The organism is Burkholderia sp. 22088 (genome assembly GCF_052045915.1).
Classification (GTDB): Bacteria; Pseudomonadota; Gammaproteobacteria; order Burkholderiales; family Burkholderiaceae; genus Burkholderia; species Burkholderia cepacia.
This window is the reverse complement of record NZ_JBQEPY010000004.1, coordinates 445,023-465,222: the sequence shown is the minus strand read 5'-3', so window position 1 is coordinate 465,222 and position 20,200 is coordinate 445,023. Positions and strand designations below refer to the sequence as shown.

Below are 20,200 nucleotides of genomic sequence, written 5' to 3'. Positions count from 1 at the left end.
CGCAGGCGGAAAAAAGACGATCGCACAGTAGGCTCAGGGGTCGGATGCTGACTTGCCTCGCGGCCACCACGGTGGCACCGCGAGGTCAGCATTCGTTCGGTTACCGCGAATGCATCAGCCTATTGTAGAGGTCCCGTTTGGTGCGAACGCACGCATCGAGATCATACTTGTCCTTCAGGAGCTGACGGGCGTTCGTGGACAGCGTCGCCAGCATCTCGCGATTCTGGGCGAGCTCGATGATCGAGTCGGCAAATTCAGCCGCCGTATCGCAAATGACGATATCCCGACGGTTGACGGCGCCCAGCCCCTCGCAGCCCTTTGCCGTGCTGAGAACGGGAATGCCGTTGCTCATCGCTTCCAGAATCTTGACGCGCACGCCGCCGCCTGAAAGCAGGGGAACAAACAGTAGATGTGCATCCGCCAGAATCGGGTCGAGCGACGGCACGAAGCCGTGAACGAAGATGTGTCGTCCGTCGTGCAGCGCCTTGAGATCGTCCGGCGGGTTGCCTCCGGTGAAATGGAGCTTGATGTTGTGCGTCTCGAGCTTGTCGCGTACCAGTGGGAGAATGTCGCGGACAAACCACGCAACGCCTTCCGCATTCGGATACCACCAGAAGCCACCCATCCAGAGCAGGTTGACCTCGTTGGTCGGCTTCGCTCGGTAGTCGGTGTCCTTGATCGGGAAGCACAGCGGCAAATAGTGCTTCTCCACGGGCGCCTTCACGCGCTCCATGTCTTCGCGTGAAATGAACGTCATGGCGTCGAAGCGCCAGACGTTGTCGATTTCGACGCGTCGGGCGTTGCGGCGGCTGATCTCGGCGATGCGCGCGACCGCTGCTTTTTTCCAGCCTGTCAGCTGCGCGGGAATCCAGAACGGGAAGAGATCGGATTCGATGTTGTGACTGACCAGGACGGCCGGCAACGCCGGGAAGAACTTGCGGAAAAACGCCAGATGACTGCTGTGCACCTCAAGCATGTCGATCTTCTTTTCCTTGACGATCCGGCGCGCACTGCGAATTGCCGCAGGGCTGAAGTAGCTCGCATCCATGAACGGAAGGCCATGGAAGCAGTGGACCAGTGAATGCCATGCTCGTCCGGGCGTACCCATGTCGGCAGGCATGGCAGCCCGCGGCTCCACGTGGACCGATTTGAAATGTCGTTCATATAGCGAACGATTTTCCTCGATCTTCTTTTTTTCCTCGTCTCCACCGATGGTGAACAGATGGAAATCATACTCGTCGACCAGCGGCGCGAGCGTATTCATCACGTAGATCGGGCCCCCCGCGCTGGCAGGAAGCGGCGGAGATAGCGTAAAAACGAGGATGCTCTTTTTCTGCATATTAGCCACGGGATTCGTCAAACACGTCGGTGTCGAAGAAAGGAGAAAAGTCGGTCAGATAGGCAATGTCGGGATTGCGTTGACCGATGATTTTTGCAGGCACACCACCGACCACGGTGAAATCCGGGACGTCCTTCGTGACGACCGCGCCGGCCGCGACGACTGCGCCTTTGCCGATCGTCACGCCTGGCAGGATAATGGCGCGCGCGCCCAGCCATGCGTGGTCGTGGATGGTCACGACGCCGCCGATCGACATGAAACCCGGGTGGTTGTGATCGTGATGCAGGCTGAGAAGGCAGCACTGGAACGAGATGTTGACGTTGTTTCCGATCTCGATGCCCGTGCGACCGTCCAGGTAGATCTCACGATTGAGCACGCAGTTGTCGCCGATGCGCACGTTGCAGCGCGTGTGGTACCCGGTGAAGAACTGCCGCATGCTGACGTGCGTTCGTTGGCCGATGACGATACCCAGCACGCGTCGATAGTAGAAGTTGCGGACTCTTTCAATCGGCATGCGCGCAATGAAGTTGTTGCCGATGTAGTACTTGAGCGCGGCCAGAAAAAAATACGTCGACGACGCTAGCAGGCGGGCCTTGATCCTGCTTTTCATGCGGCCTCGGAAGCTTGCATTGGTCATGATGTGAGGGAGCGGTTGATCAGACGGTTGCTGTCGTCGCGCGCCGGAAAGGACGACGACTGCAACCGCCTTTGCGCGATGGCAGAAGGCTAGCTTCGACCGTAGTTGTCGTCGAAGCGGACGATGTCGTCTTCGCCGAGGTAGTCGCCGCTCTGGACTTCGATCATCACGAGGTCGACGACGCCCGGATTGGTCAGACGGTGCTTGTGTCCGGCCGGGATATAGGTCGATTCATTGGTGCGCAGGTAAAACTCCTCGTCGTTGTTGACGACGAGGGCCATGCCGCTCACCACGATCCAGTGTTCGCTGCGATGATGATGCAACTGCAGGCTGAGGCTTGCGCCCGGTTTGACCTCGATTCGCTTGATCTTGAAGCGGGTGCTTTCTTCGAGAACCGTATACATGCCCCACGGACGGCCTACCGTTCGATGTACGCGGAAGGTTTCGTGTCCTTGCGACTTGAGGGCCGCGTAGACGTGCCGAACGTCTTGCGCGCGATTGCGATCGGCAATGAGGAGTGCGTCTGGGGTGTCGACGACCAGGAGGTCCTTGACGCCTACGGCGCCGACCAGCCGGTTGTCGCTACGGATGTAGCAATTGCTGACATCGTGGAGCAGCGCTTCGCCGTCCACACGATTGCCGTGGTCGTCCGGTTTCAACAGGTCGCCGAGCGCATTCCACGAACCGATATCGCTCCAGCCGATATCGCAGCGCACGACCTCAACCTTGTCGGAGCGCTCCATCAGCGCGTAGTCGATCGAAATATCGGGCGTGCGATTCAGCAGGTCACCGTTCAGTTCGACCAATGAAACGCCGCCGCCTTCCGACTGACGAGACTGCGCGATGCATGCACGCGTGGCTTCGAGCACGTCGGGGCAATGTTTTGCCATTTCCGCCAGCAGGAATGCGGCGGTAAAGCAGAACATGCCGGAGTTCCACAGGAACGATCCCGACTCGACGTATTGCCTGGCCACGTCCACCGTCGGCTTTTCCACGAATCGCTTGACCCGCGTGCCGTCTGCCTCGATGTATCCGTATGCGGTTTCCGCAAACGTCGGCGTGATGCCGAAGGTGACCAGCGCACCCTTGAGCGCCAGGGCGGCAGCTTCCTGGACGGCGGTCGCGAAGGCGGCATCGTCTGTCACGAGGTGGTCCGCGGGAAGCACCAGCAGGATTGCATTTTCGCCGAGCGTTGCGGCAACACGCAGCGCGGCGGCGGCGATCGCGACGGCCGTATTGCGGCCGAACGGCTCGAGGATGAACGACGTCGACAGATGCCCGGTATTGACGGTGCTGAATTCGTCGCTCGTCTTGAAGTACAACTCGCGGTTCGTGACGGTCACGACTTCGGTGACGCCCGGAAGCTGGGCGCCGCGCTTGAATGCCTTTTGCAGCAGGCTCTCGCCATCTTCGAGGCGGATGAACGGCTTCGGATGGGATTCGCGCGAAACGGGCCACAGGCGAGAGCCTGCGCCGCCACACAGGATGGTGGGAACTATTTGGGGCTGCGTCGACATGTGCAGAATATCTCCGGTGATTGCTCTATCGCGTCATGATCCGATCGGTCGGCGATCTATCCGCGTGCCCGGCCACTGCCACTGATGCAAGGCGGCAGGCGAGCGCGCTGGCATGGATTACAGGACGTCTGCGAATCCCTTTCGGGTCCGCTGGAACCACCAGAATCCGAACCACGCGAGAAGCAGCGATGCGATCATGCAGGTTAGCCAGTTCGTCCAGTCGGGGGGGTGCCCGAAGATCAGCGTGTTGCGTCCCTCTTCGATGATGAACGTAAGGGGGTTGAGTTCGATCCAGGACCGATACTGTGGCGGCAGATTCGACACGGGGTAGAAAACCGGCGACAGGAACATCAGCACTGACGTGATGACACCGGTAATCTGCGAAATGTCTCGAATGTAGACGCCCAAAGCCGACAGAAACCATGCGAGCCCCAGTGAGCCGACGATCAGCGGCAGCATGACGACGGGGAACAGGATGGCGGTCCAGGGCAGCGAGTGGATAAGGATGCACTCGGCGATGATCAGGACCAGCAGGCTGATCGCGCTGTGGAACAGCGCTGACGCGAGCGCGACCACCGGCAGTATCTCGAGCGGGAAAATAACCTTCTTGACGTAGTTGACGTTTGCAAGGATCAACGTCGGCGCCCGGTTGATGCACTCTGCCAGCAGGCTGTGGAGGATCAGGCCGACGAACAGGACGATCGCGAAGCTTGCCTTGTCGTCGCTCGTGGTACCCCACCGCGACTTGAAGATGACGGAGAAGAAGAAGGTGTAGACGACGAGCATCAGCACGGGATTGAAGAACGACCACGCAAGACCCATTGCTGACCCGCGATAGCGCCCGACGACCTCGCGTTGAGTCATTTGCAGAATCAGTCCGCGATTACGGTAAATGCTACGGGCGATCGCCATCGGCGATGCCGGGTGCTTCGAGTTCGGATTCATCAAGTTGCGTGTCGTTGCATTCGGATCGGTGATGGAGCCCCCAACCCCTCGCCCACGTGGCGCAGCCATTGTTGCGGGGTGTCGTGAGTCTGAAAAAGGCGGCAATCCAGTTGACCGCGACGTTTCAATGTGCTCCCGACTTCAATCCTGAGCGATCGGGCAAACAAGGTGCCATCGCCCGCAACGTATTCTAATGCAGGCCATCCGTCCAGCCCTGGACTGAAGCGCTCTCTGCCTTGATTGGCGGCGCTTGGTGACGCTGGGTTGAGACCGGACCGGTACCGACTGACGACGGCTCGCCCATGGAAACCAAGCATGATCGCCGGAATGCCGATGACGCGCAATAGATGTTAATGTTTTCACATCTTTTAACAACTAGGCGTCCGGCGGGGGATTGACATGCTCAGGCCTCCTGGTGTTTATGAGATACGGCATTCGGCGCCGCGAGAGAGGCGCGTCCTGGAAGGGGGCGTATCTCGTGCTGGAACCCGTCCGGCCGTGGCTCGCCCTGGTCGCCGATCAGGGCCGAACGCGTTGGGCCGGCACGGATCGAGGGCAGCGGCATTGCACGGCGTCCCGGGACGGGCGCGTCCGGCAAGGGTGCGAGCAGTTAGAATTGCACCCGTATCGCGAGCACGCGGCAGGCATTCCCTGCACGCCTGACAAATGAGTAAGCCCGCTGTCTCCCAGACGGGCCAGCCAACCCATCGCGCTTGCTGCAGTCAAGCGCTTAGCCGAATTCCGGATGAATGTCATAAGCGCCCCACAACGTCAGTCCGATGACGTCGATGGTCTCTCCATTTCCCTGGTCGTATACCGCCCCGATATCGCGCAGCTGCGGCAGACGCTCGACAGCCTCGGCGCAGCGTGCGAGAACCTGCGGGTGGTTTCACCTGAATACCCCGTCGAGCTGTTCCTGGTCGACAACGGCGGACTCTGCGACATTTCGGGGGCGGTCGACCGGCTCAGCGCGCAAGGCGTGGTATGCCGAATATTGACGGGGCATGGCAACGTCGGTTATGGGCGTGGCCACAATCTTGCGATCGAGCATTCCAGCGGGTCGTTGCACTTGATCCTGAATCCGGATATCGATCTGGATCCGCAGGCATTGGTGTTGGCCCGTACGTTTTTCAAATCGCACGCCGATACGGGCTTGATCGCTCCCTGGGTCGGGGATGGAGCAGGCGGGTTTCAGTATCTCTGTCGACGGTTTCCGTCGATCGTCGACCTGCTGGTTCGCGGCTTCTTGCCGACCTGGGCCAGACGGCCGTTCCGGAAGCGACTTGCCCGCTATGAAATGCGCGATACCATCGACGGCATGTCCGTCGTCTGGGATCCCCCAATCATCAGCGGTTGTTTCATGCTGTTTCGAACGAACGTGCTGAAGACCCTAGGGGGCTTTGACCCTCGTTATTTCCTGTATTTCGAGGACTATGACTTGAGCTTGCGCACCCACAATGTCGCGCGTGTCGCCTATGTCCCGTCCATCCGCGTGATTCACCACGGCGGAGGCGCCTCGCGCAAGGGCTTCGCGCACATTCGGATGTTCGCAGTGTCCGCGCTGAAGTTCTATAGCCGGTTCGGCTGGAGGTTGTGGTGAGCCGCATTGTCGTAACCGGTGCGAACGGTTTCGTCGGCCACGCTGTGTGCCGACTTGCGCTGGCGGCGGGGCATACCGTCACGGCGCTGGTGCGCCGGCCGGGTGGGTGTATCGAGGGCGTGCGAGAGTGGGTGCACGACGCACCCGACTTCGAGGGAGTCGCTGGTGCGTGGCCCGATGATTTGCAGGCCGATTGCGTGATCCATCTGGCCGCGCGGGTACACGTGATGCACGACAAATCCTCCGATCCGGACGCCGCCTTCGATGCGACCAACGTAGCGGGCACGTTGCAGGTTGCCGATGCCGCGCGCATGCATGGTGTGCGCCGGTTCGTCTTCGCGAGCAGCATCAAGGTAGTGGGCGAGGGCGACGCGGGCGTACCGCTCGCGGAGGATGCCGTCCCGGACCCGCAGGATGCATACGGGCGCTCGAAGCTGCGTGCCGAGCAGCAGCTGGCCCGGCTCGGTGAGGCCGGTCTCGAAGTCGTCGTCGTCCGTCCGCCGCTCGTCTACGGGCCGGGGGTACGCGCCAATTTCCTCCGGATGATGGATGCCGTATTCCGCGGTGCGCCATTGCCCTTGGCCGCGATTCCTGCTCGTCGCAGCGTTGTCTATGTCGACAACCTTGCCGATGCCCTGCTGCACTGCGCAATCGATCCGCGTGCGGCGGGCGAGTGCTTCCACGTCGCTGACGACGATGCGCCCTCGGTTGCCGGATTGCTGCGGATGGTCGGTGACGCGCTCGGCAAGCCGGCAAGGCTGTTCCCGGTGCCGGCAGGTGCGTTGCGCGCGCTCGGTCGGCTGACCGGTCGAAGCGCTGTCGTCGATCGCCTGACGGGCAGCCTGCAGCTCGACACGGGGCGCTTGAGGCGGGTACTGAATTGGCATCCGCCCTATACGACGCGGCAGGGCCTCGAGGCAACGGCCGCATGGTATCGTTCGCGCCACTTACAGAAATAGGCAACATGCACTTCACGATTAACACGTGGTTTGCCGCGGTAGCAGTGGCAACGGGCGCGGCCGTCGCCACGACGACGATCCTGCGCGTGCTGCTCGCCACCGGACTGGCGTGGCGACTTGCCACCGACATCCCAAATGAACGCTCGCTGCATACGCGCCCGACGCCGCGCGTCGGTGGCTGGGGCATCGTGCCGGTCTGCGTTGTCGCATTGCTGTGGCTCGCGCCACAGATGTGGTTCATCGCCGTGGCGGCGGCGGGGCTGGCGGCCCTGTCGCAGCTCGACGATCGGCGCGGGCTACCCGCTCGTGTGCGGTTTGCGGCGCATTTGACCGCGGTCGTGGCGCTGATCGTCATCTACCCGGCCGCCGCCCCATGGTGGCTGCTCGTGGGGATTGGTTTCGTGATGGTCTGGCTGACCAATCTCTACAATTTCATGGACGGAGCGGACGGCCTCGCCGGCGGCATGGCGCTGTTCGGCTTCGGAGCCTACGCCGTTGCGGCACTGGCCGGCGCGCAACCGTCCCCGGATCTCGTCGTCGCGGGCGGGGCGATCGCGGGGGCCGCGTTCGGCTTTTTGCTGCTGAACTTCCATCCGGCGCGACTGTTTCTTGGCGACGCAGGTTCGATCCCTCTCGGATTCATGGCCGGCGCGCTCGGCTATTGGGGCTGGCACGGTGGCATTTGGCCGGTCTGGTTTCCGGCGGCGGTGTTCGCTCCGTTTATTGCCGATGCATCTGTAACGCTTCTGAGACGTTTGTTACGCGGAGAAAAGTTCTGGCAAGCGCACCGGGAGCACTATTATCAGAGGATGGTGCGTTCCGGCATGAGTCACGAGCGTACTGCCGTTTATTGGTACCTCATCATGCTCCTGGGCATCGTCGTCGCTTTCTGGGCGCTCGGTCGTCCTGTCCTGCTGCAATGGTTGGTGTTCCTGGCGTGGTATGGCGTGCTGATGTGTATCGGCGTGGCGATCGACATGCGCTGGCGCCGGCTGCGGACGGTCATTGATAACAATTCGTGAGGTCTCTCGCCGATGTTGCGATCCAAAGCATCATGGCTGTCACTCAGTGCTTTCCTGTTCGATCTGCTGGCGGTTGTCGTCGCGTGGTTGTTCGCCTATCTCGTTCGCTTCAACGGTAGCGTTCCGCCCGATTTCCTGAGGGGCTCGCTGACTGCGCTCGCCTGGGTGCTTCCCGTCTATGCGCTGACGTTCCACCTGTTCGGCCTGTATCGCGGACTGTGGGTGTTCGCGAGCCTGCCGGACCTGGTGCGGATTTCGAAGGCGCTTGCGGGCGGCGGCGTGATTGTGATGATCGGCGCCGTGATGTTCCAGCCGTCGCCGATCATCCCGCGTTCCGTGCTGCTGGTCTCCCCGCTGATGCTGTTCCTGATGATGGGCGGCGCTCGTGCGCTGTATCGCGCGATGAAGGAGTTTTACCTGTACGGCGGCCTCGTCGGGCAGGGCAAGCCGGTGCTCGTGATCGGCGCGGGCACGGCAGGCGCGAACCTGGCGCGCGAATTGTCGCGCTCGGGCGAATGGCGTCTCGTCGGCCTGCTGGATGACGACAAGACGAAGCAGGGCCGCGAAATCTACGGCTACAAGGTGCTCGGCTCGCTCGACGACGTCGCGCACTGGACCGAGGCACTGAAGATCGAATACGCGATCGTGGCGATTCCGTCCGCGTCGGTCGAGGTGCAGCGCCGGACGGCGACCCTCTGCGTGCGCGCCGGCTTGAAAGTGATGGTGCTGCCGTCGCTGACCGCACTGATGCCGGGGCAGGGCTTCCTGTCCCAGATCCGCGAGATCGACCTCGAGGATCTGCTCGGCCGCGACGCCGTGACGATCGACACGCCGCACGTCGAGGCGCTGCTTCGCGGTCGTGTCGTGATGGTGACGGGCGCTGGCGGCTCGATCGGTTCCGAGCTGTGCCGGCAGATCCTGCGTTTCGCGCCAGCGCAACTCGTCGCGTTCGACCTGTCCGAGTACGCGATGTACCGCCTGACCGAGGAACTGCGCGAGCGCTTCCCCGATCAGCCGGTCGTGCCGATCATCGGCGACGCGAAGGATTCCCTGCTGCTCGATCAGGTGATGTCCCGCCACGTACCGCATATCGTGTTCCATGCGGCGGCCTACAAGCACGTGCCGCTGATGGAGGAGCACAACGCATGGCAGGCGCTGCGCAACAACGTGCTCGGCACGTATCGCGTGGCCCGTGCGGCGATCCGCCACGACGTGCGTCACTTCGTGCTGATCTCGACCGACAAGGCGGTCAATCCGACCAACGTGATGGGCGCGAGCAAGCGCCTCGCGGAAATGGCCTGCCAGGCGTTGCAGCAGACGAGCGGGCGCACCCAGTTCGAAACCGTGCGTTTCGGCAACGTGCTGGGCAGCGCGGGCAGCGTGATTCCGAAGTTCCAGCAGCAGATCGCGAAGGGCGGCCCGGTGACGGTCACGCACCCGGAGATCACGCGCTTCTTCATGACGATCCCGGAGGCGTCGCAACTCGTGCTGCAGGCGTCGAGCATGGGGCACGGCGGAGAGATCTTCATTCTCGACATGGGCGAGCCGGTGAAGATCGTCGATCTCGCATGCGACCTGATCCGCCTGTACGGTTTCTCGGAAGATCAGATCCAGATCGAGTTCACCGGGCTGCGGCCCGGCGAGAAGCTCTACGAGGAGCTGCTCGCGGACGACGAGGCGACGACGCGCACCCCGCATCCGAAACTGCGGATCGCGCGTGCGCGGGAAGTACCGGACAATTTCCTCGACGAGCTGCTGCCGTGGCTGATGCAGCATCGTGTCCTGCCCGATGACGAAGTGCGGCGAGACCTGCGGCGCTGGGTGCCGGAATACCAAACGGCCGTTACCCCGACGCTGCAGAGCGTGCCGTCGGTGCGCGTCGTATCGAACGGGTAACTTGGCCGGGCGGCGGTTCGAACCGCATGGCAATGACGAAAAAAAACGCCCCGCGGGGCGTTTTTTTGATGAAGCCGGCAGGCCGTTCAGTGGCTGCGCCGCTCCTTCCTCACCACCATCCACCGCGGCACGCGGAACCGCACGATGCTGAGATACAGCCACACGTAGGTCAGCGCGAACAGCAAGACGAACACGAACAGGTGCACCGTGTGCCGCCAGAACAGCGTCGCGGGTATCACCGCGACGAGACACAGCAGCCACAGGTACGGCGACGTCAGCGAATTGCGGCGCGTGAGGTCGTGCGCGTGTTTCGTGCCGACGGCCCAGCGCATCAGCCGCTTGTACACGAGCATGTGCAGGTGCACGCCGTCCGGAATCCCCGGCGACATCCCACGAATGAATTTCTTCCGGTAGATCGAGAAGCAGGTCTCGAAGATCGGGTACATGAACAGCAGCACCGGGTACCAGGCCGACACTTCGCGGTTGCGCATCACGAGCATGATCGCGAGTTCCGCGAGCATGAAGCCGATGAAATACGCGCCGCCGTCGCCGAGGAAGATCAGCCCGGCCGGGAAATTCCACAGGAAGAAGCCGAGCACGGCACCCATCATGATGATCGACGCCGACATGACGACCGGGTCGCGGACCTGGAACGCCACGTAAGCGAGCGATGCGAACATCATGAAGCTGACCATCGACGCGAGCCCGTTGAAGCCGTCGATGATGTTGACCGCGTTCGCGAGCGCCGCGACCGCGAGCACGGTGATGAACGCCGAAATGGCCGCGTAGTGGAGCAGGAAATCGAGCGGAGGCACGCTGATGCGCGTGACCGCGATACCCATCAGCCAGAACGCGAGCGCGGCTGCGCCCATCGTGCAGAGCAGCCGCGCGCGCGGCGACACGCGTTTGGTCAGGTCCTCGACGAGGCCGGACAGAAACGCCGGCAGCCCGCAGGCCGCGATGCCGAGAATACTGCCCGCGATCGTCGGATAGTGCCGGGACAGAATCAGCGCGGCCACGACGACCCCGGCGAGGATCCCGATGCCCCCCACGCGCGGCACGGGCCGCACGTGGAATTTCTGCACGCCGGCCAGGTCGCTGTCGACCGAGAATTTCTCGTGAAGGTGCGCGTAGCGCACGATGAACAGCGTGACGAGCAGGGAGACGATGAAGCCGGACGCGAAGCTGAGCATGGGATCGCTCGAAAAATGGACAGCGGATTATACAAAACCGCGCGGGTTCCCCTCCTGCCATCGCCAGTGGTCGACACACATTTCCTCGATGCCGAGCGTCGCGCGCCAGCCGATGATGTCGGCCGCGGCCTGCGGGTTCGCGTAGCACTCGGCGATGTCGCCCGGGCGGCGCGCGACGAGTTCGTACGGCACCGGGCGGCCCGATGCCTTCTCGAACGCGCGCACGACTTCCAGCACGCTGTAGCCCTGGCCCGTGCCGAGGTTCACGACGAAGCTCGCGTCGCGTTTCGCGAGCGCGTCGAGCGCGGCGATGTGCCCCTTCGCGAGATCGACGACGTGGATGTAGTCGCGCACGCCCGTGCCGTCCGGCGTCGGGTAGTCGGAGCCGAACACGCGCAGTTTTTCCAGCTTGCCGACGGCAACCTGCGCGACATACGGCATCAGGTTGTTCGGGATGCCGGCCGGATCCTCGCCGATCAGCCCGCTCGCATGCGCGCCGACCGGATTGAAGTAGCGCAGCGTCGCGATGCGCCACGTCGGGTCCGACACCTCGAGATCGCGCAGGATCTGCTCGGCGATCAGCTTCGACTGGCCGTAAGGATTCGTCGCGGACAGCGGGAACGACTCGTCGATCGGCGAGCGCTCGGGCACGCCGTACACGGTCGCGGACGAGCTGAACACGAACTGCTTCACGTTGCGCTCGCGCATTACCTTGAGCACGGCGAGCAGGCCGCCGAGGTTGTTCTGGTAGTACTCGAGCGGCTTCTCGACCGATTCGCCGACGGCCTTGAGCGCCGCGAAATGGATCGTGCCGGTGATCGGATGCGCGTCGAACACCTTGGCGAGCGCGGCTTCGTCGCACACGTCGACCTGATGGAACGCGGGCGTCTTGCCGGTGATCCGCTCGATGCGGCGCACGGATTCGGCCTTGCTGTTGACGAGGTTGTCGACGATCACGACATCGTAGCCGTTGTCGAGCAACTCGACGGCCGTGTGCGAGCCGATGTAGCCCGCACCGCCGGTAACGAGGATGGTGCCTTTAGCGGTCATTGCAGATGCGCTCCTTCAGAGGGTGATGCCGGTTAGCGAATGGATGGTTCGCCGGTAGCGTTCGACGACCTGCTGTTCGTCGAATTCCGCCACGACCTTCTGCCGGCCGCGCGCGCCCATCGCGTCGCGTCCGGCCGTTCCGAGTTCGATCATGCGGAGCAGCTGCTCCGCGAGGCTCGCGCTGTCGCGCGCGCGGCACAGGAAGCCCGTGTCGCCGTCGGCGACGACGTCGCGGCAGCCCGGCACGTCGGTCGCGACGATCGGGCGCCCCATCGCCGATGCTTCCATCAGCGTGCGCGGCACGCCTTCGCGGTACGACGGCAGCACGACGCAGTCGGTCGCCGCGATATGGGGGCGCACGTCGTGCGCTTCGCCGAGATACTCGACGACGCCTTCGCGGACCCACGCATCGACATCCGCGCGGCCGATCGCGCTCGGATTGTCGACGCCGAGCGGCCCGAGCAGCTGGAAGCGCGCGTTCGGGAAGCGCTCGCGCACGACACGCGCGGCCTCCACGTATTCGCGCACGCCCTTGTCCCACAGCAGGCGGCCGATCAGGATGAAGACGGGGGCGCTGCCGGCCGGCAGCGGCACCGGCGCGAACTGTTCGAGATCGACGCCTTCGCCGTGCAGCAGCCGCGCGCGATCGGGATGCGCGAGCAACTGCTCGTCGGTGAAGGTGGCGAGATCGTCGCGGTTCAGGAACCACACTTCACGCGGGAAGCGGAACGCGAACCGGTACAGGCGCTTCGCGACGCTCGCCGCGCGGCTCTTCTGGATGAAGACGTAACCGAGCCCGGTCGTCACCGCGATCGACGGCACGCGCGCGAGCCACGCGGCGACCGAGCCGTAGATGTTCGGCTTGATCGTGTAGTGAAACACGAGATCGGGCTGCAGCGCGCGGTAATGACGGAACAGTGCGGCAAGCGTGCCGAGATCCTCGCGCGGGCTCGTGCCTTTCGACGCGACCGCGAGCGCCACGTAGCGGCAGCCCATCTGCTCGAGCAGGGGCACCGTGCGGTCGTGCGGTGCGATCACGATGACGTCGGCGCCGCGCGCGACGAGTGCGCGGATCAGCCCGTGGCGATACGTGTAGATCGCCCAGGCCGTGTTGCAGACGAGCGCGATGCGCAGCGGGGAGGTGGCGGACATGAAAAAAAGAAAAAATAAAGCGTCGAAATGGCAGAAAACGCCGGCTGCGCGTCAGGCGGACGGCCGAGCGGCGAACAGCGTCTGCTTGATCCGCTGCAACGTACGGTACGGCGTCACGAAATGCAGCAGGTTCTTGGCGAGGCCGGCCCAGTCGTACGGGTTCAGCGCGTTGAAGTGGCTCAACAGCAGCGTGAGCGTCGACACCAGCTGGCGCCGGCGCTTGGTCGCACTGATCCCGCCCTCGTTCAGTTCGTAATAGAGGCCGAGTTCCGGCAGGTTCGCGCAATCGTAGCGTTGCATTAACCGCAAAAAAAGATCGAGATCCTCGGCCGCACGGTATTTCGCACGATAGTTCCCCACTTCGCGCACGGCGTCGATGCGCAGCATGACCGACGGATGCACGAGCGGCGAGCGCAGAAAGCGCGTGCGGCGCAGCGTGCGCGGATCGGCGGGCGGCGTCAGCATGAAGCGCGGTTCGCCGGCGCGCGACACGACCTGCGTCCACATGCCGACGCAGGCCACGCGCGGGTGGGCGCCGAGATACGCGCGCTCCTTCGCGAGGCGCTGTGGCGCAGCGAGATCGCCTGCGTCGATGCGCGCCGCGAAGCGGAAGCCGCGTGCGGCGAGCGCGTCGATGCCGGCCGCGAGCGCGCGTTCGATGCCGCCGTTCTCCGGCATGCGCAGCACGTCGATCGTGAGGCCGGGCAGGTCGGGCGCGACGATCGGCGGCGTGCTGCCGTCATCGACGACCAGCACGTGCACGGGCGTGTCCTCGCGAAACGATGCGAGGGTCCGGACGACGTCGTCGTGCCCGTTGTAGGCCGGCATCAGCACGGCCACGTCGTCGAGCGGGGTCGGGCAATCAGGGGACGTCATGGTCGCAGCTTGAAACGGATGTAATAAAAATTGACGGCGGCGGCGGCCAGATAGCCGGCCGCCAGCCCGACGAGCGCGCCGTACAGGCCGAGCCGCGGGATCGCGAACAGGTTGACGAGCGCGGCGATCGCGAGCGCGAGCAGCCATTTCGACAGCAACACGAATTTTGCTTGATATTTGAGAACGATAAGATTGCCTATCGCCTCGATGCCGGCCGGCACCGACAGCCAGACCGCCCAACGGAAGATGTCGACCGACGCCTCGTAGCCGCGGCCGAACACCTTGCCGACGATCAGCGGGGCGGCGGCGTCGAGCACGAGTGCGCCGGCCGTCATCAGGCAGGCCGTCATCGCGATCAGCCGGACGATGTTGCGGCGCAGCCGCGCGACGTCCTGCACGCGATAGACGAAGGCGGGCGCGATCGTCTGCGCGAGCATCAGCGCGAGCGTGATCCAGTTCTCGTTGAGCTGCTGCGCGGCCGAGTAGCGGCCGAGATCGGCGAACGACACGTGACGCTCGAGCATCAGGCGGTCGAGCTTCAGGAACAGGTACATGCAGATGAGGCCGAGCCAGAACACGGTGCCGGCCGTCGCAAAGTGCCTGAACAGCGGCTTGTCGAACGTCCAGCCGAGCGAGCCGCCGTTACGATGCCGGTAGTACAGCATCAGCGCGAAACCGATGGCGGCGGCCTCGAGCGCCCACAGCCATGCGAAGCGGGCCGGGCCCGCGGCCGCACGGACGAGCAGCCAGACGAGCAGCGCCTTCGCCAGCGCGGTGACCATGCTGGTGACGAGCTGCGGCTTGCTGTAGGTCATGCTCTGCAGCCACGCGTTGATGACGCCGACGAACGGCTCGCGGAACACCATCGTGACCGCCAGGCCCGCGAGCATCGCGCCGACCAGCGGATCGAAGGCGCCTGCGGCGATCGCGATCCAGGTCGCGACGAGCGCGGCGGCGGAGACGGCGATGCGCAGCGCGAATGCGCTGCCGAGTACCGCGCCGAGCTGGGCGGGCGGGCGCTGGACGATGGTCGGGACGAGGATTTCCGCGCCGCACACCCAGGTGAGCGGTGCCAGTACCAGGAGGAGCGTATTCGCATACTGCCATTTGCCGAACACATCCGGCCCGAAATAACGGGCCAGCAGGCCGCTGATCGCGATCGCGACGCCGATCTGCGTGAGCCGTTCGAGCCCCAGCCAGACGAGATTCGCGACGGCCTTCGCGACGTCCGGGTTGCCGAAGCGCTTCAGCATGCGCTGTGGCGGCGTGCGCGCAAGGGGGCCGGCAGGGCGCCCGGGGGCTGCAGGTCGGCGGCGGCGGGACGGCTAGGCATTAAAATGGGCGGCATGCGCGTCATCAAAACCCGCGATTATAAGTGGGATCGGGGTGGCTTCCGCCGTTCTGCGCCAGCGGGTGCGCTCCTCGCCGGGCGGGCATGTATCATGCGCGGCACCGGCGAGCGGCGGCCAGGCAAGCCAGACAATTTTCCATGCACGCAACTGAGAGAAGTGAATCGATGATCTCCCAATCCATCTTCAAGGCATATGACATTCGTGGCGTGGTCGGCAAGACGCTCGACACCGACACGGCGCGCGGGATCGGCCGGGCATTCGGCAGCGAAGTGCGTGCGCAGGGCGGCGATGCGGTCGTCGTCGCGCGCGACGGCCGCCTGTCCGGGCCGGAGCTCGTCGGCGCGCTTGCCGACGGCCTGCGTGCGGCCGGTGTCGACGTCGTCGACGTCGGCATGGTGCCCACGCCGGTCGGCTATTTCGCGGCGAACGTGCCGCTCGCGCTGAAGGACGGCGAGCGCCGAGTCGATTCGTGCATCGTCGTCACGGGCAGCCACAACCCGCCCGACTACAACGGCTTCAAGATGGTGCTGCGCGGCGCCGCGATCTACGGCGAGCAGATCCAGGCGCTATACCGCCGCATCGTCGACGAGCGCTTCGAAACGGGCAGCGGCTCGTACGAACAGTTCGACGTGGCCGACCAGTACATCGCGCGCATCGTCGGCGACATCAAGCCGGCCCGTCCGATGAAGCTCGTCGTCGACGCCGGCAACGGCGTGGCCGGCCCGCTCGCGACGCGCCTGTTCAAGGCGCTCGGCTGCGAGCTCGTCGAGCGCTTTACCGACATCGACGGCACGTTCCCGAACCACCACCCCGATCCCGCCCACCCGGAAAACCTGCAGGACGTGATCCAGGCGCTCAAGGACACCGACGCCGAGATCGGCTTCGCGTTCGACGGCGACGGCGACCGCCTGGGCGTCGTCACGAAGGACGGCCAGATCATCTATCCGGACCGCCAGCTGATGCTGTTCGCGGAAGAAGTGCTGTCGCGCAACCCGGGCGCGCAGATCATCTATGACGTGAAGTGCACGCGCCACCTCGCGCAATGGGTGAAAGCGAAGGGCGGCGAGCCGCTGATGTGGAAGACGGGCCACTCGCTCGTGAAGGCGAAGCTGCGCGAGACGGGTGCGCCGCTCGCCGGTGAAATGAGCGGCCACGTGTTCTTCAAGGATCGCTGGTACGGCTTCGACGACGGCCTCTACACGGGCGCACGCCTGCTCGAGATCCTCGCGAAGACGGCCGACCCGAGCGCGCTGCTCAACAGCCTGCCGGACGCGATGAGCACGCCCGAGCTGCAGCTCTGGCTCGACGAAGGCGAGAACTTCCGCCTGATCGACAAGCTGCAGAAGGAGGCGAAGTTCGACGGCGCCGAGGAAGTCGTGACGATCGACGGCCTGCGTGTCGAGTACCCGGACGGCTTCGGCCTCGCGCGTTCGTCGAACACGACGCCGGTCGTCGTGATGCGTTTCGAGGCCGAGACGCAGGAAGGGCTCGAGCGCATCCAGGAAGACTTCCGCCGCGTGCTGACGGCCGCGAAGCCGGACGTCAAGCTGCCGTTCTGAGTGCCGGTGGCGGCGCGGCCGCCACTGGTGCTAAACCGCCCCCAGGGCTGGGTCCGAAAAGCGGCGCACGCGCATCGCGTGAGGCCGCTTTTCGCACTGTGTGCGGCTAGACTGCAATTCCAGTCGCAGCGGGGTGGGTTTGTCCTTGTGCCGCAAGCATTCGATGTGATTTTGAGGCCCCGGTTTCTGTCTACGGCCAGGCCTGCCTGATCAGATCGAGTGCGTTTGTTTGGGCGTGGTGGCAATGTCGAAGGTCGGCGCCCGGTCCGGGGGGCGACAGATGTGGCGCATGATGCCGCCCAGCTCAGCCATCAGCGTGGAGAAGCGGTGGACGGGCGTTGTGGTTGACCATCTTGTCTTGCAGCTTGCCGCGAACGCTGCGCCGGTGTCACCGGGTTGCATGCGGCCTTGGCTGCTTGCTCGGTGTCGGCGAACGTCAGCTCACGCCGGAGCGTGTTACGAACCTTGCTTCAGATGGTGCGTGACCTGCGAGAACAGCTGCGCGTGTGCGATGAATGCAAAGCTCAACCCAGTGCAATGATCCCGGACAGCTTCGCGTTTCGTGTTGCTGCCCAGACATTGGGTAGTCGAGTGCAGCTTCGCCTGTCGGATGCACACCCAAATCATCGACTTCATTTATATAGGTTCATATCGGATCCAGAATCCAAGCGGGCCAGATAGCGCGCAAATACGGGAAAATCTGTGTATTCGACGAGCCTAAAGGCTCCCGGGCTGGCGTTCATGGCTATTCCGAATATCTGACTCATCCGGTCGATGTGGAATATGCCGATAAGGCGGCTAACGCAGAGACGGGTTTGCGCCCTATCATCACTGCGTTGGTTGGTGCAATTCGGAAATAGCGGAGGATGCTATACAATGTCCTGACCGAACATTCCCACCAGCTGTCAACAGAGCATTGACATATGGAAACCATTGCCGCAGGAATGAGGTTTGATTCGCCATATATAAATCAGGAGACAATCACCGAAGCGACGAGGCGCGTCGACGAGGAGGGCCGACGTCTTGGCGTCGGCGGCGGAGGTCTTCATTTCGATACGAGGCGTTTCGCGCTGACGGTCGAATACATGAAAGCGTTCGAGCTTCACCGAGGGTATTGTGTCGAAATCGGTAGCCTCGAATACTTGAGCTCCAAAGTGATATGGTCGTTCTTTCCAGGCTCAACCGTCCGCGGGACCAAAAGCGATCTGCGATATGATCCGCTTCCTTTTGCCGATAATTCAGTCGACAACGTAATCTGTACCGAAGTCATCGAGCATATTTCGGACATTTCTTATCGGCAGGCTACGACGCTGAACGGAATATTCTTTTTCCTCGATGAGGTCTACAGGGTTCTTCGAGTTGGGGGGCGTGCGCTAATCTCAACTCCGAATGCGACCAGCCTATGGGCAATTCAGCGGGCGATGATGCAACAAGCGCCATTGATGTATGACTGGCACTTCCGTGAATTCACGAAACACGAAATGCGTCAGATCGTTGAATATGCCGGATTTGAGGTCGTTGAACATAACGCCGAGTTTGTATGGCATTTATGGGATTTCAGTCCGGTTGAAGAGTTCATGAGGAACTCAAACTACGAATTGTCCGACCGGGGGGATGATCAGTTCATGATCATCGAGAAGCCGGCCCAGCGAATCCGGAGGCCGCACAATCTCAATCTGCCGTCCGAGAAAATCTGGAAAGAGGGTGGCCTACGGCTGGTCAAGAATCAAATTCGACGGAAGTTATATAACCTCGACCTTTGGCTAAAGCTTGCAGCGAGGCGATTCGCTGGGCGTAATTAATTTACGAAACCAAATGTCCGGCGGGGAGAAAGTCGGCGTAAGCATCCAGCCGCTCGCCAGTGTCTGATCGGGCCCCTTGATACGGCCACGTCTCGAGATCCAGCACGCAACCGAACGAGACGGTATGCCGAAACGGTTCTGCGGCCGATTGTGATCAGCGCATTACGAGCGAACCAGAGGCGATTCGCGATGTGAGAAAATTGGCGCAACCCGCAACATGCGATTGCGCCCCTTCCCGATTCGACCCGTCAACATGCTCGGAGCACTCCGCACTTTTCTAGCGCTGATCGTCATGGCCGCTCATCTTGGGCGATGGACTGATCTCACGGCAACCTATGCTGTGTCGACGTTCTTCGTGATCAGTGGCTATCTGATGACCGCAACGCTCCATCGCAATTATGGGTTCGGGTCATCGGGATTCTTTCGATTCTTCCTGAACCGCTTCCTGAGGCTCTATCCGATGTACTGGATTGCAGCTGGCATGTCGGTCTTGCTGATTGCCCTTGAGCCCACGCTTGCGGAGGCATATCACCGAAATTTTCTGCTGCCCGATTCGCTGCGATCGTGGGCTTGCTTGGCCATGAACTGGTACTGGCGCCCGGATTTCCCCCTACCCGGCAAGCCGAGCGTATCGCACGTCGTGCCGCCGGCATGGGCGCTAGCCGTTGAATTTGCCATGTACGTGGTGCTCGCATTGGGTGCTGCGCGCAACATCAAAACCGGCGTGCTGTGCCTGCTTGTCGGCGTGTTGTTCCATGTTGCGATGGCTCATGACGTGAACGAGCGGATATATGCGATACCTGCGGCTGCACTTCCGTACGGCATCGGAATATGCCTCTATTTCGCAGTCAAGGCATGTCGGGCTTCCGTCACTACGTATGCCTCGGTTACCGCTACGCTCCTGTACGCAGGATTTATATGCGCGCTGCATTTCCTCCCGCTCGATGCTGCAGGAATCCCTTACTACCTGAATCTGGCGGGATTCGCGGTGGCATTCTTCTTCATCGCGTCCGCGACGGAAGGGCGCTATTTCAGATGGATCGATCGAAATATCGGAGGCCTGTCTTACCCGATCTATCTCATCCACTATCAGGCTGCCTTCGCCATCCAGTTCCTTCTTTCTACGAAGGCAACTGGCTGGACGTTGTTCTGGTTCACGCTCCCCTTGGCCGTGGCTTTATCGGCGGCGCTCGAATACTTGAACAGGCAGATAGTTGACCCTTGCAGAAATGTGGTTCGCGCAAAAGGTGGCGTCGTGTCTGGCGGCGCACCGAGCATGAGCCAATCAGGCACCAGGTGAA

Annotated in this window: 17 protein-coding genes; 7 read left to right on the top strand and 10 right to left on the bottom strand. The window is 62.8% G+C overall.

The genetic code is table 11. The features are described from left to right. Window positions 1-100: 100 nt before the first annotated feature. The 4 genes from ACTJLD_RS10585 to ACTJLD_RS10570 all read right to left on the bottom strand — a co-directional run bounded on the left by ACTJLD_RS10585 (window position 101) and on the right by ACTJLD_RS10570 (window position 4,438). The gene (locus ACTJLD_RS10585; protein WP_440658672.1) at window positions 101-1,264 is read right to left on the bottom strand and encodes a glycosyltransferase; all 1,164 of its coding nucleotides are present in this window, start codon (window positions 1,262-1,264) and stop codon (window positions 101-103) included. Window positions 1,265-1,340: 76 nt separating this feature from the next. After that, the gene (locus tag ACTJLD_RS10580) at window positions 1,341-1,949 is read right to left on the bottom strand and encodes an acyltransferase (protein WP_027788186.1); all 609 of its coding nucleotides are present in this window, start codon (window positions 1,947-1,949) and stop codon (window positions 1,341-1,343) included. Between the two features lie 116 nt (window positions 1,950-2,065). Beyond that, complete coding sequence (locus ACTJLD_RS10575) at window positions 2,066-3,493, bottom strand: mannose-1-phosphate guanylyltransferase/mannose-6-phosphate isomerase (protein ID WP_059695955.1); 1,428 nt, start codon at window positions 3,491-3,493, stop codon at window positions 2,066-2,068. 117 nt (window positions 3,494-3,610) lie between these two features. Beyond that, window positions 3,611-4,438 (bottom strand): ABC transporter permease, encoded by an 828-nt coding sequence (locus tag ACTJLD_RS10570; RefSeq protein ID WP_027788184.1) that lies wholly within the window; start codon window positions 4,436-4,438, stop codon window positions 3,611-3,613. Window positions 4,439-5,183: 745 nt separating this feature from the next. Here ACTJLD_RS10570 and ACTJLD_RS10565 point away from each other — a divergent pair. Genes ACTJLD_RS10565 through ACTJLD_RS10550 form a run of 4 tightly spaced genes read left to right on the top strand, consistent with a single transcriptional unit; the run spans window position 5,184 to window position 9,915 of the window. Further along, window positions 5,184-6,038 carry a glycosyltransferase gene (locus ACTJLD_RS10565; RefSeq protein WP_124536362.1) on the top strand — a complete coding sequence of 285 codons (855 nt, stop codon included), beginning with the start codon at window positions 5,184-5,186 and terminating at the stop codon, window positions 6,036-6,038. Then, the gene (locus tag ACTJLD_RS10560) at window positions 6,035-6,997 is read left to right on the top strand and encodes a UDP-glucose 4-epimerase family protein (protein WP_440658670.1); all 963 of its coding nucleotides are present in this window, start codon (window positions 6,035-6,037) and stop codon (window positions 6,995-6,997) included. Before ACTJLD_RS10565 ends, ACTJLD_RS10560 begins: the two co-directional genes overlap by 4 nt. A 5-nt stretch (window positions 6,998-7,002) precedes the next feature. Next, complete coding sequence (locus ACTJLD_RS10555; RefSeq protein ID WP_175853319.1) at window positions 7,003-8,019, top strand: MraY family glycosyltransferase; 1,017 nt, start codon at window positions 7,003-7,005, stop codon at window positions 8,017-8,019. Window positions 8,020-8,031: 12 nt separating this feature from the next. After that, window positions 8,032-9,915, top strand: a complete 1,884-nt coding sequence (locus tag ACTJLD_RS10550; RefSeq protein ID WP_027788180.1) for a polysaccharide biosynthesis protein — start codon at window positions 8,032-8,034, stop codon at window positions 9,913-9,915. A gap of 86 nt (window positions 9,916-10,001) precedes the next feature. On the opposite strand, the gene ACTJLD_RS10545 is transcribed toward ACTJLD_RS10550, so the two are convergent. Genes ACTJLD_RS10545 through ACTJLD_RS10525 form a run of 5 tightly spaced genes read right to left on the bottom strand, consistent with a single transcriptional unit; the run spans window position 10,002 to window position 15,439 of the window. Next, window positions 10,002-11,108 carry an MraY family glycosyltransferase gene (locus ACTJLD_RS10545; RefSeq protein ID WP_027788179.1) on the bottom strand — a complete coding sequence of 369 codons (1,107 nt, stop codon included), beginning with the start codon at window positions 11,106-11,108 and terminating at the stop codon, window positions 10,002-10,004. 27 nt (window positions 11,109-11,135) lie between these two features. Continuing rightward, entirely contained in the window at window positions 11,136-12,158 is a 1,023-nt protein-coding gene (gene galE, locus ACTJLD_RS10540; protein WP_027788178.1) for a UDP-glucose 4-epimerase GalE, read from the bottom strand. A 15-nt stretch (window positions 12,159-12,173) separates the two neighbouring features. Then, complete coding sequence (locus ACTJLD_RS10535; protein ID WP_440658669.1) at window positions 12,174-13,310, bottom strand: glycosyltransferase family 4 protein; 1,137 nt, start codon at window positions 13,308-13,310, stop codon at window positions 12,174-12,176. 51 nt (window positions 13,311-13,361) lie between these two features. Further along, window positions 13,362-14,186 carry a glycosyltransferase gene (locus ACTJLD_RS10530; protein WP_027788176.1) on the bottom strand — a complete coding sequence of 275 codons (825 nt, stop codon included), beginning with the start codon at window positions 14,184-14,186 and terminating at the stop codon, window positions 13,362-13,364. Further along, the gene (locus ACTJLD_RS10525; RefSeq protein ID WP_027788175.1) at window positions 14,183-15,439 is read right to left on the bottom strand and encodes a lipopolysaccharide biosynthesis protein; all 1,257 of its coding nucleotides are present in this window, start codon (window positions 15,437-15,439) and stop codon (window positions 14,183-14,185) included. The genes ACTJLD_RS10530 and ACTJLD_RS10525 overlap by 4 nt, the downstream gene beginning before the upstream one ends. Window positions 15,440-15,702: 263 nt before the next feature. Between ACTJLD_RS10525 and ACTJLD_RS10520 the strand changes: the two genes are divergently transcribed. Beyond that, complete coding sequence (locus ACTJLD_RS10520; RefSeq protein WP_021161706.1) at window positions 15,703-17,097, top strand: phosphomannomutase/phosphoglucomutase; 1,395 nt, start codon at window positions 15,703-15,705, stop codon at window positions 17,095-17,097. A 210-nt stretch (window positions 17,098-17,307) separates the two neighbouring features. Here the strand turns inward: ACTJLD_RS10520 and ACTJLD_RS10515 are convergent, their stop codons facing one another. Beyond that, on the bottom strand, window positions 17,308-17,499 hold the full coding sequence (locus ACTJLD_RS10515) for a hypothetical protein (RefSeq protein ID WP_371141979.1): 192 nt from the start codon (window positions 17,497-17,499) through the stop codon (window positions 17,308-17,310). Between the two features lie 521 nt (window positions 17,500-18,020). On the opposite strand from ACTJLD_RS10515, the gene ACTJLD_RS10510 reads away from it, so the two are divergent. Together ACTJLD_RS10510 and ACTJLD_RS10505 are read left to right on the top strand one after the other, a co-directional pair. Next, window positions 18,021-18,899 carry a class I SAM-dependent methyltransferase gene (locus ACTJLD_RS10510; RefSeq protein WP_440658667.1) on the top strand — a complete coding sequence of 293 codons (879 nt, stop codon included), beginning with the start codon at window positions 18,021-18,023 and terminating at the stop codon, window positions 18,897-18,899. 253 nt (window positions 18,900-19,152) lie between these two features. Then, complete coding sequence (locus tag ACTJLD_RS10505; RefSeq protein ID WP_059695940.1) at window positions 19,153-20,199, top strand: acyltransferase family protein; 1,047 nt, start codon at window positions 19,153-19,155, stop codon at window positions 20,197-20,199. Window position 20,200: the final 1 nt, after the last annotated feature.

Bases quoted from the DNA above. Each gene is read 5' to 3' on its own strand.
- ACTJLD_RS10550 (WP_027788180.1), top strand. From the start codon at position 8,032: ATGTTGCGATCCAAAGCATCATGGCTGTCACTCAGTGCTTTCCTGTTC.
- ACTJLD_RS10555 (WP_175853319.1), top strand. From the start codon at position 7,003: ATGCACTTCACGATTAACACGTGGTTTGCCGCGGTAGCAGTGGCAACG.
- ACTJLD_RS10505 (WP_059695940.1), top strand. From the start codon at position 19,153: ATGCTCGGAGCACTCCGCACTTTTCTAGCGCTGATCGTCATGGCCGCT.
- ACTJLD_RS10570 (WP_027788184.1), bottom strand. From the start codon at position 4,438: ATGAATCCGAACTCGAAGCACCCGGCATCGCCGATGGCGATCGCCCGT.
- ACTJLD_RS10510 (WP_440658667.1), top strand. From the start codon at position 18,021: ATGGAAACCATTGCCGCAGGAATGAGGTTTGATTCGCCATATATAAAT.
- ACTJLD_RS10530 (WP_027788176.1), bottom strand. From the start codon at position 14,186: ATGACGTCCCCTGATTGCCCGACCCCGCTCGACGACGTGGCCGTGCTG.
- ACTJLD_RS10515 (WP_371141979.1), bottom strand. From the start codon at position 17,499: ATGCAACCCGGTGACACCGGCGCAGCGTTCGCGGCAAGCTGCAAGACA.
- ACTJLD_RS10585 (WP_440658672.1), bottom strand. From the start codon at position 1,264: ATGAATACGCTCGCGCCGCTGGTCGACGAGTATGATTTCCATCTGTTC.
- ACTJLD_RS10525 (WP_027788175.1), bottom strand. From the start codon at position 15,439: ATGCTGAAGCGCTTCGGCAACCCGGACGTCGCGAAGGCCGTCGCGAAT.
- ACTJLD_RS10565 (WP_124536362.1), top strand. From the start codon at position 5,184: ATGAATGTCATAAGCGCCCCACAACGTCAGTCCGATGACGTCGATGGT.
- ACTJLD_RS10575 (WP_059695955.1), bottom strand. From the start codon at position 3,493: ATGTCGACGCAGCCCCAAATAGTTCCCACCATCCTGTGTGGCGGCGCA.
- ACTJLD_RS10535 (WP_440658669.1), bottom strand. From the start codon at position 13,310: ATGTCCGCCACCTCCCCGCTGCGCATCGCGCTCGTCTGCAACACGGCC.
- galE (WP_027788178.1), bottom strand. From the start codon at position 12,158: ATGACCGCTAAAGGCACCATCCTCGTTACCGGCGGTGCGGGCTACATC.
- ACTJLD_RS10545 (WP_027788179.1), bottom strand. From the start codon at position 11,108: ATGCTCAGCTTCGCGTCCGGCTTCATCGTCTCCCTGCTCGTCACGCTG.
- ACTJLD_RS10520 (WP_021161706.1), top strand. From the start codon at position 15,703: ATGATCTCCCAATCCATCTTCAAGGCATATGACATTCGTGGCGTGGTC.
- ACTJLD_RS10580 (WP_027788186.1), bottom strand. From the start codon at position 1,949: ATGAAAAGCAGGATCAAGGCCCGCCTGCTAGCGTCGTCGACGTATTTT.